Raw genomic sequence first — 15,454 nt, forward strand, 5'->3', positions numbered from 1 at the left:
ACATTAGGAGGAGATTTTTTGAATTGGAACGATAGCTATACAAAATGGTCAACGTTTGCAACCCTTGAGCAGGATGTAAAATCGGAGCTGGATGCAATCAAAGAGGACGAAACCGCTCTTGAGGACTGCTTTTATAAAAATCTTGAATTTGGAACAGGTGGAATGCGTGGAGAAATCGGGCCTGGTCCAAATCGAATGAATACATATACAGTTCGTCGTGCAGCAAAAGGATTGGCTGATTATCTAGAAAGTAACGGAGAAGACGCAAAGAAGCGCGGCGTAGTTATTGCCTACGATTCTCGCCATAAGTCACCACAATTTGCAAGAGAGGCTGCCTTAACACTTGGAAAACAAGGAATTACGGCTTATGTTTTTAATGATCTTCGTCCGACACCTGAGCTATCTTTTGCAGTAAGACACTTAGGAGCCTATGCGGGAATTGTGATCACAGCAAGTCATAACCCTCCTGAATACAATGGATTTAAAGTCTATGGTCCAGACGGTGGTCAGCTTCCACCTGGTCCAGCTGACGAACTTGTAAGCTATGTTGATGCGATTGAAAACGAACTACTTATTGAAGTAGGCGAAGAAACTCAGTTGAAAAGTGAACTTCTTTATCAGATTGTTCCTCAAGATGTGGATGATGCTTACAATGAGCAGCTTAAAACGATCTTGGTTCAGCCTGAATTAGTACGTGAACAAGGTTCAACCGTTAATATTGTGTTTACACCACTACATGGTACGGCGAATGTTCCTGTTAGACGAGTACTTGCAGACGCTGGCTTTACAAATGTAACAGTAGTCCCAGAACAAGAGCTGCCAGATCCGAATTTTTCTACAGTGAAGTCTCCAAACCCTGAAGAGCATGCTGCATTTGAGTACGCGATGAAGCTTGGAGAAGAGAAAGAGGCTGATCTTCTTTTAGCTACAGACCCTGACGCTGACCGTGTTGGACTAGCTGTGAAGGATCATGAAGGAAACTATCAAGTGTTAACAGGAAATCAAACGGGTGCGTTGTTGCTTGATTACTTGTTAACGAAGCTAAAGGAAGAGGGAACGCTTCCTCAGAATGGCATTGTGTTAAAAACAATTGTTACTTCTGAGATCGGTGCAAAAATTGCAGAACAATTTGGCTTAAAATCCCTTGATACATTAACTGGATTTAAGTTCATTGGGGAAAAAATCAAGGAATACGAAGAATCTGGTGAGCATACGTTTTTATTTGGATATGAAGAAAGCTATGGCTATTTAATTGGTGACTTTGTACGAGATAAAGATGCGGTTCAGGCTTGTTTATTAGGAGCAGAACTAGCGCTATATTACAAAGAGCGTGGAATGACGATTTATGAAGGACTTCAGGAAGTGTTCTCGAAGTACGGATTCTATCGTGAGGGTCTTGAGTCACTTACGTTAAAAGGAAAAGCCGGTGCAGAGAAGATCAACAGTATCTTAGCATCATTCCGTATGGATCCACCAAAAGAAATGAATGGAATTCAGATTGATTCTGTTGAAGATTACCAATCAAGTGAACGCTCGTTGCTTGTAACAGGAGAGAGGGAAACGATTACTCTTCCAGTATCGAATGTTCTTAAGTATAAACTTACGGATGGCTCTTGGTTCTGTATTCGTCCATCTGGAACGGAGCCAAAGGTGAAATTCTACTTTGGTGTAAATGCGGCGAGTGATGAGGACAGTAAAGAAAAACTAGCGACCCTGCGTACAGCAGTTATGGATTACGTAAATCAATTTATTTAAGAAAGTGGGGAATGCATGATGACGATTTTAGTCACTGGTGGTGCTGGTTATATTGGTAGCCATACCGTTCTTTATCTGTTAGATAAGGGAGAAGACGTTGTTGTTGTTGATAATCTAACAAAAGGACATCTAGAAGCTTTGCAAGGTGCTACTTTATATGAAGGAAATCTTCTAGATGGAGAATTTCTTGATAAAGTATTCACAGAGCAGCAAATTGATGCAGTGATTCACTTTGCCGCTGATTCATTGGTAGGCGAAAGTGTTGCGGAGCCATTGAAGTATTACCATAATAACGTAATTGGTACACATTCGCTTCTTACAAAAATGGTAGAGCACAACGTGAAAAATATTGTGTTCTCCTCAACGGCAGCAACGTACGGAGAGCCTGAACAGGTTCCGATCGTTGAAACGCTGCCAACGAATCCAACCAATCCGTATGGTGAAACAAAGCTTGCTATTGAAAAGATGCTTAAGTGGTCTGATCAAGCGTATGGACTTAAATCTGTTTGTTTGCGTTACTTTAATGCAGCTGGTGCTGATCCAGAAGGACGAATTGGTGAAGATCATGATCCAGAATCTCATCTCATTCCGATTGTTCTTCAAACGGCTTTAGGTCAAAGAGAACAGGTTCAAGTGTTTGGTGATGACTATGACACAGAAGATGGATCTTGTATCCGTGACTATATCCACGTAATGGATCTTGCTGATGCTCATTTTTTAGCAGTGAAAAAGCTTATGAACGATCGAACAAGTTCCATTTATAATCTTGGAATTGGTCAAGGATTCTCTGTTAAACAAGTCATTGATGTATGTAGAGAAGTCACACAGCGTGACATACCGGCAGCTGTTGCACCTAGACGTGCGGGAGATCCTGCTGTATTAATTGCTTCTCCTGAAAAAGCAAAAACAGAGCTTTCTTGGGAACCGAAATATACAAAGTTACAAGACATTGTGAAACATGCATGGAGCTGGCATTCAGCTCACCCAAATGGATATAACGATTGATTCATCAAGAGCGAGTTTTCCTGAGTAGGAGAGCTCGCTCTTTTTTTTTGATCTTTCATGATGTGTACGAGAATTCGCTCATAATTTATAGCGAACACCTCATATAGTAAAAGAAGGAACAAGTGAGGGGGAGAACGTACGTGTCAAACGATTGGAAAGACTTAGAACGTGCCATTGCTGAGATTACGGAGATTGCAACTGGTTTTGGATTAGACTTTTACGACATGCGTTATGAGATCTGTCCTGCAGAAATTATATATACCATTGGAGCTTATGGCATGCCCACACGTTATAGTCACTGGTCCTTTGGAAAACAATTTCATAAAAGTAAGCTGCAATATGATTTAGGATTAAGTAAAATCTATGAGCTTGTTATTAACTCAGACCCTTGTTATGCATTTTTACTCGACAGTAATTCGCTGATTCAAAATAAACTCATTGTGGCGCATGTTCTAGCCCACTGTGATTTCTTCAAGAATAATGTCAGGTTTTCTAATACTAGACGAGATATGGTTGAAAGCATGAGCGCTACATCTGAACGTATTGCTCATTATGAACACTTGCATGGAAAAGAAGAGGTTGAAACCTTTCTGGATGCGGTACTAGCTATTCAAGAACATATTGATCCAAGTCTTTTGCGTCCAAAGTTATCTTGGTCTCTTAATGAAGAGGAAGAAAAGCAATTTAAAAGTAGAAGTGAGTACGATGACTTATGGGATTTAGACGGGACAAAGAAAGCAGAGCCAAATTCTCCTATAAAGAAGAAACTGCAATTCCCTCCTCAGCCAGAGAAGGATATTCTCTTATTCATTGAGGAGTACAGCCGTGAGCTTGAGGATTGGCAGCGTGATGTGCTCACGATGATGAGAGAAGAGATGCTTTATTTCTGGCCACAGCTTGAAACAAAAATTATGAATGAAGGCTGGGCTTCCTACTGGCATGCACGGATCTTAAGAGAAATGGATTTAACCACTGATGAGACCATAGAGTTTGCGAAGTTAAATGCAGGGGTGGTTCAACCTTCAAAAACCTCAATTAATCCCTATTATTTAGGATTAAAGATCTTCGAGAACATTGAACAAGAATACGATAACCCTAGTGAAGAGATGCAAAGGCGTCAAGGTGTAAAGCCGGGTAGTGGACGCGAGAAAATGTATGAAGTACGAGAAATTGAATCGGATATTTCCTTTATCCGAAATTATTTAACAAAAGATCTTGTGATGAGAGAGGATATGTATTTGTTTCAGAAGCAAGGAAGCGATTATAAAATAATTGATAAGCAGTGGGAAACGGTTCGCGATCAGCTTGCATCTTCCCGGGTAAACGGTGGGTTCCCTTATTTAAGCATTACAGACGGAGACTACTTAAAAAATGGGGAGCTGTATATTACACATAGTTTTGAAGACACAGAGCTTGATGTTTCATATTTAGAAAAAGTCATGCCTTATCTCTATCAGCTTTGGGGAAGACCTATTCATTTGCAGTCGCAAATTAACGATAAGCCGATTTGCTTCTTATTTGACGGGAAGAAAATGCAACGGAAATATATATAACTTAATCTAAACACGAAACGAAGGGCGACAAATCCTCTTTATAGGATTTTCGCCTTTTTTCATTTACATAACGTAACAACATATATGGACATACTAAGAAAAAAAGGAGATTTTCGTATGCGTACGGTTTTCACGTTTATTAGTCTGTTCATGATTGTTATGCCTCTCGTAAGCTGTCAAAAGCAAGAAAGTGAACAAACACCTCCTGCACAGGTTCAATCAGTGGGAGATTATGAAGAAGCGATCCAAGCACTCACCCTACAGGTAGTGTATGAAAATGGTGAAGAGGTACGAGTGCATTACGTGCAAAATGACAAAGAAGAGTGGGTGTATCATAATGATCTTGTAGCAGAGGTGAATGAAGAAGACTTACAAGAAAAAATCGATCAGCTGACGGTTGATCCACAAACATTCTCAGAAGTCGTGCTCCAACAAGTTCGATATGTGTTTGATTTTGGAGGCACATATGACGTGTTGGACTTAACCATTACCTTTACAGATGGAAAAGAAAAGAGATATGGGACAAACGATCAATGAGATCGTTTTTCTTTTTATACGAATAATGACGATATGACACACATAGAATGAAAGCGCTCTTTTAAAACGTCAGAAATGTAAAAATAATTAGGAAGAAACGATTGACTGTTTGGGGGGATCAAGGTAAGATTAACTTTGCTATTTTATTCTTCGTGGCTCTAAATAAATGAACAGGTTGAAATGGGGGGTTTTATGGATACGTTTAAAAGACTGTCTCGATTTTACTTACCAGATAAAAAGCTTTTTATTTGGTCATTGATCGCGTTAGCTGCTGTCTCGGGATTAACGGTGTTGTATCCAATTATTTTACAGTACACAATTGACACGGCTGTTGTTGGTGGGGAATATGGAATGATTCCATATCTTGCTTTAGGCTTTATAGGCATTATGGCTTTAAAAGGGGGAGCCGTCTATATTCATCAATATTTAGGAGATATGTTTGGCGTAAAGTCCGTCTATCGTCTCCGAAATTCGCTTTATGAGAAGCTTCAATTTTTACCTTTCCGATACTATGACAATGCAAAAACAGGAGATCTCATGTCCCGTTTAACGGCTGACGTGGAAGCGTTTCGTTTTTTCCTTTCGTTCGGCTGTGCGCAGCTTGTCAACCTCGTGCTATTGATTGGATTTAGTATGGCGGTAATGTTCTTCTATTCCGTTCCTCTAGCTTTAGCCACTATGGCGATGATGCCACTTCTTGTGTTTGTGGTCATTCGGTTTGACAAGCGTGTCCATCCAGCTTTTAGAGGGATTCGTAAATCGCTTGCTCAACTTAATACAAAGGTTCAAGAAAATGTGAGTGGAATGCAAACGGTAAAAGCGTTATCACAGGAAGACGAAGAAATTTCACGATTCTCTGGAAAGAACGAAGATTACCGCAGTAAGCATCTTCACGTCGCTAAAATTTGGGGAACCTATTTTCCGTTAATGGAGCTTGTTGGGAACCTGTCCGCTGTTATTCTGCTTGCTTTTGGTGGATATCTCACTATTACGGGATCTCTAACACCAGGTGAACTAGTCGCTTTCTTTAGTTTAGTTGCTTACATTACTGGTCCGATTATGGGACTTGGGTTTATTATCAATACATTTTCTCAATCAAAAGCTTCAGGTGAACGTTTACTTGAGGTGCTTGATGAAGCAGAAAGACCAGATGGTTCAGGAACTGAACAAACAAAACGTTTAGTTGGTGAAGTTGAATTCAAACACGTGACGGCTCAATATGATTCAAAGAATAAGCCAGCAGTCACCGACATTAATTTTAGTGCAACACAAGGAAAAACAATTGGATTGGTTGGAGCAACAGGCTCAGGGAAGTCAACAATCATTCAATTGCTGCTTCGTTTTTATGAGAAGCAATCTGGAGAGATCCTCATTGATGGACGCCCAATTGAACAATATACATTAAAAGAATTAAGACGAAATATCGGTGTGGTTCTTCAACAAACCTTCCTGTTCTCATCGACGATCCGAGATAATCTGTCTTATGGGAATCCAGATGCAACGATGGATGAAATTATTGAAGCAGCCAAACGAGCCGATGCTCATGACTTTATTGAAAACCTCCCTAATGGATATGAAACGGTGCTTGGTGAAAAAGGGCTCGGGCTATCCGGTGGACAAAAGCAACGGATTGCGATTGCACGTGCGATTATCATGAACCCAAGTATTCTCATTTTAGATGACGCAACAAGTGCGGTTGATATGCAAACGGAAGTGAAGATTCAAAAAGCCTTTAAAGAAGTAATGAAAGGTCGAACAACATTTATCATTGCGCACCGTATCTCATCCGTTAAACATGCAGATGAAATCATTGTGCTTGATAGTGGAGAAGTGAGTGAACGCGGGACGCATGAAGAACTTCTGCAAAACCGCGAAGGGATCTACCGTAGAATTTATGATATCCAAAATCAGGACCAGCAACATGTGTTGCAACGGGCGTAAGGAGGTAGGCACTTGGAACAAACAACCAAAAAATCGCGGTTTCATTATCCGGTAGAGCAAATCATTGAAAAACCATTTAACTGGATGCAGATGACAAGACTGTTCGGATATATGAAGCCTTATGCCAAAACCCTGCTCCCAAAAACGATTATTGCCATGTTCATTTCGACGCTTGTTCGACTTGCAATTCCGATTTTTATCGGCGTATATGCGCTTGATTACGGTATTTCAAGTAATGACGTTTCGTTTATGTTTGTGCTAGCAGGGATTGTTTTTGGGATGTACATTTTGTCATATGTCGCTAACTATTATCGGATTCGCTGGATGAACGAGCTTGGTCAGCATATTATCTATGACATTCGGTCAGACTTATTTAAGCATATCCAAAGGCTTTCACATCGCTTTTTTGATAAGCGTTCAGCAGGATCCATACTTGTACGTGTCATCAATGATATCAATTCGCTTCAGGATTTGTTTACAAACGGTGTAGTCAATTTATTAATGGATATTGTGATGCTGATAGGGATTGTCATTATCCTATTTACATTAAGTCCACAGCTGGCACTAGCCATCTTAATTGTGCTACCAATTATGTTCTTTATCTCAACTAAGCTTCGTCGGAAAATCCGTCGCGCCTGGCAAGTAGTGCGTATCCGTCAATCCAGGCTGAACTCTCATCTAAATGAGAGCATTCAAGGAATCCGTGTGACACAAGCGTATGCGCAAGAAAAAGAGAACATGGAATTCTTTGATACAGTTAACACAGATAACTATGAGAGCTGGAGACAGGCTTCACGAATGAATGCTATGTTTAGACCATTTGTTGAAATGGCAAGTGCACTTGGTGGCGCCATTCTTATATGGTACGGTGCTTATTTAATTCAAGGGAACGACCCTGCCATTACAATTGGTGTCTTCGTTTCATTTGCCTTCTACTTAGGAATGTTCTGGGAGCCGATCTCAAGACTTGGGCAAGTGTATAACCAGCTATTAGTTGGAATGGCTTCGTCTGAGCGAATCTTTGAATTTCTTGATGAAAAACCATCTGTACCTGAGAAGCCAGATGCAAAGCCACTTAAAGATGTAAAAGGTGAGCTTGTGTTTGAACATGTTGAATTTGCATATGATTCGAATCGAAAAGCACTAGACGACATCAATTTAACGTTTGAAGCAGGGAAAACGATTGCCTTAGTTGGGCATACGGGTTCAGGAAAATCAACGATTGTTAATTTAATGAGTCGTTTCTATGATCCAACGAAAGGAAGAATTTTCCTTGATGGAGTGGATCTTAAAGATCTAAAACTCAATGAGCTTCGTACAAACGTCAGTTATGTTCTTCAGGATACCTTTATCTTTGCAGGAACGATTATGGAGAATATCCGTTTCGGTAATGTGCGGGCGACAGATGAAGAAGTGATTGAAGCGGCAAAAGCAATTGGTGCAGACACCTTTATCTCGAAGCTTGAAAAAGGCTACCATACAGAGGTTGAGGAGCAAGGGAATGTGTTGTCAGTTGGGGAAAGACAGCTACTGTCATTTGCCAGAGCGCTTCTTGCAGACCCACGCATTTTAATTTTGGATGAAGCCACAGCGAGTATCGATACAGAAACTGAGTTAATCATTCAAAAAGGTCTGAAACGCCTGCTTCATAATCGAACAGCCATCATGATCGCCCATCGCTTATCAACCATCCGCGATTCCGATCAAATTATTGTCTTAGAGCAAGGAAATGTGATTGAACAAGGTACACACCAACAATTAATGAACCATGAAGGCAAGTACTACAACCTTGTTAAATCACAATACGCAGCATTAGAGAAGTAACTGCATAGTCGCTGAGATAATTTGATATTAATCAGAAATTGGAGTTCGGACATAACTAAAACTTAATGAGAGAAATAGCGAATGATTCTATAATCGAATCATTCGCTATTCTTGTTTTTAATAAATAAACAAGCGGAGGAGAACCCGAGACTCCTACGGAAAAGAACGCGGTGAAGACACTGTAGCGGCTAGTTTGCTAAATTCGTGTTTTGCTAACAGCATTAACGTGGTGTCTCGGTCTTCTTTATTTTTTCCTGGTTTTTTTCCCTTGCAACATTTTCTCCGCTCTCACGTATATGGTAGTAAGTAGCAATTAAAAAAGGTTGGATGTATAGTTAGTAAAAACGGGTATTCACTATATGAGAGAGGAGTGAGAGAACATGCTCACCATGACGTTTCAAATTGTAATCACATTAGTCGGAGCTGCACTTATTGTTTTGGTTGTTCAATCGTTCCTTCAAAGAAAGAAGAATCGTTACTTACAACAAGAAATCGAAGCATTATCTAGAAAGCATGATCAGCTGCTGGCCGAAGTCCTACAGCCCTATCATGATTCATCCGATAAATTAAAGCTTACACGCGGCAAAACGAAAAAGCGTTTTGAAGAACTAAGTGAAGGGTTCTTCAGCATTCTTCATGCAGTAAAGGAAGCTCAACAAAACTTAGATGGATTGCGTGTCACACGAGCTTCTTATGGAACAATTGTAGCTGTTTTGCCGAGAGCTGAATCTCAATTAGATGAAGAATTTGAGAAGCTGAATAAAATGAAAACAGAATTGGAACAGTTAGAAAAAGAAGATACAGATGTTACATTCCTGGAGAAAGAAGAAAGAGCGAAACTAGAAGAAATTGAAAAGCAGCTGCAAGCTCATGTTCGAAAAACAAGTTATTCTTTGAACAACCTCGTCCAAAAGTTAAATTATTTAAAAAGAGAGCTAAATGAAGTATCGGCTGAAGATTTAGATTCAATTACAGCTAAGCAAGATCTAGAGCATCTGCAAAATGATCGATTAGAGCTTGAGAAACGATTAACAAGACTCCAGGCACTTCTTAGAGAGCAGCGTCATTTGAGTGCTCAATTTGAAGGAACAGCCGCTGACCTGCCAGCATCGTATGAGCGATTTTTAGCCTCCTTACAAGCAGGAGAAGTGGACCGAGCAGAAACACATTTAAAAGCAGTACATGAAGACATGGTTAAGCGTGCATAAAGAAAAGCTGAGAACTCATATGAGCGCTCAGCTTTTTTAATTATTCGTTGGTTTGTTTCCCAGCCATTTTTGCTTTTAGCTGTTCTAATTCACTATCAACCTTACTTTTTGTGGTGAGAGCAGCAAGATCGTCATCCAGTGTTTTATTAATACTTCTTAGTTCTTCAGAAGACTCTGCCTCTGCTTCACTCCGCATCACTTTTTCCTCCATGCGGTCAAATCCACTTTTTGCACCAGAATTCATTCCAGAAAGAGAACGATTTACCTTAGCACGAGCTTGAGCACTTTCGTTACGTGCTTTTAAGGAGTCTTTCTTCATTGTCATTTCACGAAGCTCATCCTTCATTTCACGCAGTTTATCTTTAAGCTCTGATGACAGTTTTGTTGCTTCATTATGGGACATTTGTAGACTGTTAGCCTGTGTTTCCTGTTTTGATTTCTCCTCAAGTACTCTGCGTGCTAGATCTTCATCTCCAGATTCAAGTGCCACCATCGCTTGTTCTTCACGCTTAGTAACGGCTTCTAAGGATTCGTCTAATTGTTTTTTCAATAGCTTTTCACTTGCAATCTGTTTTGCGACCGCAGCTTCAACCTCTTGAATATCATTTTCCATGTCATAAATAAACTGATCGAGCATTTTGCCCGGGTCTTCTGCTTTATTTAATAAAGAATTTAGTTCTGATGAAACAATGGTACGAACGCGAGAAAAGAAACGAAACATACAAATCCCTCCTAATATTGTTAATAACCTAAGTTTATCACAGGCTATTTTATCTGTAATTCTTTCTTAACTGTATATACGACCCGGTGCAAAAAATGTTTCAGTTTCAATAAAAAAATCTAAAGATTGACTTTACTGATAAATCAGATAAAATAAAAACTATTACATTTGACTAAATAGAGAGAACATTCTGAGGTGTTGAGAGATGAGATACGCTTTTTCTAAACGGGTAAGACATTTACAATCGTCTGCAGTACGAGATATTTTAAAGGTCGTGGGAAATGGAGATGTGATTTCATTTGCTGGAGGTCTACCAGCTGATGATTTATTTCCAGTGGAAGCGATTGAGCAAGCATTTTCTCGTGCGTTTGCATCGGGGAGACAATCATTGCAGTATATAGAGACAGAGGGGTATCGCCCTTTACGTGAACTTGTTGTGGAACGGATGAGTCGAAAAGACATTACAGGATTCACAGCGAATGATGTGTTACTTACGACAGGATCCCAGCAGGCCATTGATTTGTTTTCAAGAGTCATGTTCAGTCCGGGAGATATCGTTTTAACAGAAGATCCAACCTATCTTGCAGCCCTTCAAGTGTTTCAGTCGTACGAAGCAGAAGCTGTTGCTGTTGAATCAGACGATGAGGGAATGATTGAGGAGGACCTAGAAGCAAAGCTCCGTAATTTAAGACCAAAGTGTATCTATGTGGTTCCTACATTTTCAAATCCTGCTGGAAAGGTTTGGTCGCTTGAACGCCGGAGAATGCTTGTTAGGCTAGCTCACAAATATAACTGTTTAATCTTAGAGGATGATCCTTATGGAGACATTCAATTTAATCAAAACGAAACGTATACTCCCATCGCCGCGTTAGACGATGGATCAAGAGTATTGTATACAAGTACCTTTTCAAAAACAGCGGTCCCTGCACTTCGAACAGGCTGGATTGTCGGTCCCTTCCAGGTCATTCGCATGATGGCACAAGCAAAGCAGGCGAATGACCTACATTCCAATTCACTGTCTCAGCAAGCGATCTATCAGCTATGTACACACTTTGACTTTGATGGTCACATTCAAGGTGTAACCAATCTCTATAGACAAAGAAGAGATGTGATGGTGGACTGTATTAGACAGTCGAACCTACCGAATGTCCATTTTGTTGAACCAAAAGGAGGCATGTTCCTTTGGATTGAGCTTGATGAACGAGTAAACACAACGTCCATGCTTACCGAAGCAGTTAAAAAAGGAGTGGCTTATGTTCCGGGAGCTCCTTTCTATGCAGGTGTCCCAAAAACAAATACAATGCGATTAAACTTTACACATGCAACAGACGAGGAAATAAAAAAAGGCATTCATCTACTATCAGATGTGTTTTCACACTCAGATGATCAAGTAAAAACGGTTATTTAATTTAGAGAGGAAATTGGAACATAAGAATTGAAGAAAAGAGCTTGAGACACAACTAAAAATTAATTGAAAAATGGCGAATGATTCTATTGCAGAATCATTCGCCATTCGTTTTTTTCTTATTTAAGTAAGACGAGTGGAAGGAGAACCCGAGACTCCTACGGAAATGAACGTGGTGAAGACACTGTAGCGGCGCTTTTCCCGCGAAAGGGGCTGAGGCCGTTCCCGGCGGGTGCGAGGGATTCTCCTGTAGCGGATTTAGTGCTATGTTCGTGCTTTGCTATCGTATGAATGTTATGTCCCAGACTCTATGCGTTTTTATGCAAATCAAGCGAAATTGAAAACGTTAGACTACATCGATTCTAATCGTTTTATTCGCGCCTCAGGCTGTGGGTGAGTAGAAAACAAACTTGCTGCTTTCTTTTTTAATGGATCCGCAAAATATAAGGAAGCAGATGTACTTGAAGCTTCTTTCACAGGAGCAGAGGAGTTTGTAATTTTTCTTAATGCATTTGCGAGTGCATGTGGGTTTCGTGTAAGCTCTGCAGCCGTTGCATCGGCCAGAAATTCACGATTCCTTGAAATGGCCAGTTGAATTAGTGTAGCCACAAGTGGCGAAATAATGATAAGGAGAAGAGATAAGATCATGATGATACCATTTTGTTTGTTGTCTCTATTTCCTCTAGCGCGCCCATAGTACATAGAACGTGCTCCGATATCGCTTAAAATAGCAATAACGGATACTAAAGCAATGGCAACAGTGGCTAACCGGATGTCATAGTTTCGTACATGAGCAATTTCATGCGCAATGACACCTTCAAGTTCTTCTCTGTTTAATTGATCGAGTAATCCTGTTGTCACAGCCACGGCTGCTTTTTTAGGGGAGGTTCCTGTCGCAAAAGCATTTGGACTTTGATCGTTAATAATGAATACTCTTGGTTTTGGAATTTGTGCAACCATAGAAAGACTGTCTACTGTATTCCACAAATACGCATGATCATCTGAATTTCGGATCTCTCTTGCATGATTCATCTTCATCACAACATTTGTACTACTAAGGAGCATGATAAGGGTGTATCCTCCGCCAAGCAGAGCAGCCAAAATGAGACCACTAATGTAATCGCCTATATAGAGGTAGGTAATGGCAGCCCCTACTGCAAGAACAAATAGCACAAATCCAGTTACGATAAAAATGGTTTTACGTTTATTATGACTGATCTGTTGATATAAATGCATTAGCGGCCCTCATCTCTTATTTAATCAAAATCAACGCGAACAGCTTGGCGTTCTTCATTTGATGCTTCTAAGTAACCATGCTTGCGGAAGTTGTGTACGGAAGCGATAAGGTTACTTGGAAATGATTCAACTTTGTTGTTATATTGCATGACGGTTTTGTTGTAAAGCTGTTTTGAATAGGCAACTTTGTTTTCAGTCGCAACCAAATCCTCATGAACTTTAGAGAATGTCTCATTCGCTTTTAAGTCAGGATAGGCTTCAGTTAAAGAGAAAAACTGTCTTAATGTTCCTGATAATTCATTATCCGCTTGAACCTGTTCTTCGCGACTTAGATCAGGAGAAACAATTTGATTTCGCATCTTTACAATTTCAGCTAATGTTTCTTTTTCATGCTTCATGTAGGTTTTGGCGGTATCAACCAAGTTAGGGATTAGATCATATCTTCTTTTTAGTTGCACATCGATTTGCGACCATGCCTCTTCTTTCCATCCTCTTAATTTGATTAATCCGTTGTAATTCATAATCCAAAACAGTCCAATGACTACAATAATAGCTCCTGCAATAATAAATCCCATCTTCTTCATCCTTTCGTATCAACGTCGGTTATTTAGTTACGTTTAAACAAGTCAGTCGGTTTCAACTTTTAGTGTAGCATGGAAAATTAAGAAGGATGAACAAAAACGATTGTCGCAAAAAAAATCTAAGTTTTACCAAATAATTTAGTACATACTTCAATCTAAAAAAACCTACACTATGATTACACAAGGAGGAGGTGAAACACACATGGCTAACAACAACAGCAATTCTAATGACCTTCTTGTACCTGGAGTACAACAGGCTCTAGATCAAATGAAATACGAAATCGCTTCTGAGTTTGGAGTAACTCTTGGAGCTGACACAACTGCTCGTGCAAACGGTTCAGTTGGTGGTGAAATCACTAAACGTTTAGTACAAGCTGCTGAACAACAACTTGGTGGATACCAACGTTAATAATGATGGATATAAGGGGATGGCCTAGCGCCATCCCTTTTTCATATGTAAAAAAGACGCTCCATATTGGAACGTCTTCCTTCACTCAACTTAACGAATACGTTGCTCGTTATCTGCATCAAAGAAATGACATTTGTTTAAGTCAAGAGCTAGATCAAGCTTTTGACCAGAAGAAATATCTGTTCTAGAATCAACTCTAGCTACAAGCTCTTGCCCGTTTACGCTTGAGTAAAGAACTGTTTCTGCACCAGTTAACTCAGCAACATCAATAACAGCATTTAGCTTTGTATCAGGTGAAGATTGTAAGAATAACAACTCATCATGTACATCCTCAGGTCTTACGCCAAGAATGATTTCTTTATCAGCATAGCCTTTTTCACGAAGTGTTTTTAGTTTGCCTTCAGGTACTTTAAGAGAGATATCTCCAACAACGAATTGATCTCCATTTAGACGACCAGTTAAGAAGTTCATAGAAGGGGAACCGATGAATCCGCCAACGAATACATTCTCAGGGTTATCGTATACTTCTTTTGGTGAACCGACCTGTTGAATCAATCCGTCCTTCATAATAACAATCCGTGTGGCCATTGTCATAGCCTCTGTTTGGTCATGCGTTACATAGATTGTTGTTGTTTGTAGGCGTTTGTGAAGCTTTGTGATCTCTGCTCTCATCTGAACACGAAGCTTTGCATCAAGGTTTGAAAGCGGCTCATCCATTAAGAATACTTGTGGATCACGTACAATGGCGCGTCCCAAGGCAACCCGCTGACGCTGACCACCTGACATAGCTTTTGGCTTACGGTCAAGCATTTCAGTTAGTCCTAGGATTTGAGCGGCATTTTTCACTCGCTTATCGATCTCATCCTTTTTAAACTTACGTAGCTTTAATCCAAAAGCCATATTATCGTATACATTCATATGTGGATATAAGGCATAGTTTTGGAATACCATCGCGATATCACGATCTTTTGGAGCGACATCATTCATACGTTTGTCTCCAATATGAAGGTCACCTTTTGAAATATCTTCAAGTCCAGCAATCATTCGAAGTGTTGTTGATTTCCCACAACCAGATGGACCAACAAATACGATAAATTCTTTATCTTCAATACTTAAGTTGAAATCCGTTACGGCTGTTACATCACCATCGTATATTTTATAGATATTTTCTAAGCTAATCTCTGCCATGCTTAACCCCTCCATATTGTAAGTATAAATGAATTGTAAGCCTTTTCATTGATTTAGAATATGGAAAAGGTGCACAAAGTTCATCCTTTTT

At 39.9% G+C, this 15,454-nt stretch carries 13 protein-coding genes; 9 read left to right on the plus strand and 4 right to left on the minus strand.

Annotation, left to right across the window (positions count from 1 at the left end; translation table 11 throughout):
* Positions 1-18: 18 nt before the first annotated feature.
* The 7 genes from NSQ54_06430 (at position 19) to NSQ54_06460 (ending at position 9,823) form a co-directional block, all read left to right on the plus strand.
* Positions 19-1,755: a phospho-sugar mutase gene (locus NSQ54_06430; GenBank protein WYP27721.1), complete on the plus strand. Its 1,737-nt coding sequence runs from the start codon at positions 19-21 to the stop codon at positions 1,753-1,755.
* Positions 1,756-1,773: 18 nt separating this feature from the next.
* On the plus strand, positions 1,774-2,760 hold the full coding sequence (galE, locus tag NSQ54_06435; GenBank protein ID WYP28511.1) for a UDP-glucose 4-epimerase GalE: 987 nt from the start codon (positions 1,774-1,776) through the stop codon (positions 2,758-2,760).
* A 140-nt stretch (positions 2,761-2,900) separates the two neighbouring features.
* Positions 2,901-4,313: a SpoVR family protein gene (locus NSQ54_06440; GenBank protein ID WYP27722.1), complete on the plus strand. Its 1,413-nt coding sequence runs from the start codon at positions 2,901-2,903 to the stop codon at positions 4,311-4,313.
* 117 nt (positions 4,314-4,430) lie between these two features.
* On the plus strand, positions 4,431-4,850 hold the full coding sequence (locus NSQ54_06445; GenBank protein ID WYP27723.1) for a hypothetical protein: 420 nt from the start codon (positions 4,431-4,433) through the stop codon (positions 4,848-4,850).
* A 192-nt stretch (positions 4,851-5,042) separates the two neighbouring features.
* On the plus strand, positions 5,043-6,791 hold the full coding sequence (locus NSQ54_06450) for an ABC transporter ATP-binding protein (protein WYP27724.1): 1,749 nt from the start codon (positions 5,043-5,045) through the stop codon (positions 6,789-6,791).
* A gap of 12 nt (positions 6,792-6,803) precedes the next feature.
* Positions 6,804-8,615, plus strand: coding sequence for an ABC transporter ATP-binding protein (locus NSQ54_06455; GenBank protein WYP27725.1), 1,812 nt, complete (start codon positions 6,804-6,806; stop codon positions 8,613-8,615).
* A 380-nt stretch (positions 8,616-8,995) separates the two neighbouring features.
* Positions 8,996-9,823 carry a hypothetical protein gene (locus tag NSQ54_06460; GenBank protein WYP27726.1) on the plus strand — a complete coding sequence of 276 codons (828 nt, stop codon included), beginning with the start codon at positions 8,996-8,998 and terminating at the stop codon, positions 9,821-9,823.
* A gap of 40 nt (positions 9,824-9,863) precedes the next feature.
* Here the strand turns inward: NSQ54_06460 and NSQ54_06465 are convergent, their stop codons facing one another.
* Entirely contained in the window at positions 9,864-10,544 is a 681-nt protein-coding gene (locus NSQ54_06465) for a PspA/IM30 family protein (protein ID WYP27727.1), read from the minus strand.
* Between the two features lie 205 nt (positions 10,545-10,749).
* Between NSQ54_06465 and NSQ54_06470 the strand changes: the two genes are divergently transcribed.
* Positions 10,750-11,952, plus strand: a complete 1,203-nt coding sequence (locus tag NSQ54_06470) for a PLP-dependent aminotransferase family protein (GenBank protein ID WYP27728.1) — start codon at positions 10,750-10,752, stop codon at positions 11,950-11,952.
* A gap of 348 nt (positions 11,953-12,300) precedes the next feature.
* On the opposite strand, the gene htpX is transcribed toward NSQ54_06470, so the two are convergent.
* Both htpX and NSQ54_06480 read right to left on the minus strand, forming a co-directional pair.
* Positions 12,301-13,185, minus strand: a complete 885-nt coding sequence (gene htpX / locus NSQ54_06475) for a zinc metalloprotease HtpX (protein ID WYP27729.1) — start codon at positions 13,183-13,185, stop codon at positions 12,301-12,303.
* 20 nt (positions 13,186-13,205) lie between these two features.
* The gene (locus tag NSQ54_06480; protein ID WYP27730.1) at positions 13,206-13,760 is read right to left on the minus strand and encodes a LemA family protein; all 555 of its coding nucleotides are present in this window, start codon (positions 13,758-13,760) and stop codon (positions 13,206-13,208) included.
* A 208-nt stretch (positions 13,761-13,968) separates the two neighbouring features.
* Between NSQ54_06480 and NSQ54_06485 the strand changes: the two genes are divergently transcribed.
* A complete protein-coding gene (locus tag NSQ54_06485; protein ID WYP27731.1) occupies positions 13,969-14,175 on the plus strand; it encodes an alpha/beta-type small acid-soluble spore protein in 207 nt (68 codons plus the stop codon).
* Between the two features lie 90 nt (positions 14,176-14,265).
* Here NSQ54_06485 and ugpC read toward each other — a convergent pair whose 3' ends face one another.
* Positions 14,266-15,363 (minus strand): sn-glycerol-3-phosphate ABC transporter ATP-binding protein UgpC, encoded by a 1,098-nt coding sequence (ugpC, locus tag NSQ54_06490; GenBank protein ID WYP27732.1) that lies wholly within the window; start codon positions 15,361-15,363, stop codon positions 14,266-14,268.
* Between the last annotated feature and the right edge of the window lie 91 nt (positions 15,364-15,454).

Source organism: Alkalihalobacillus sp. FSL W8-0930 (genome assembly GCA_037965595.1).
Classification (GTDB): Bacteria; Bacillota; Bacilli; order Bacillales; family Bacillaceae_D; genus Alkalicoccobacillus.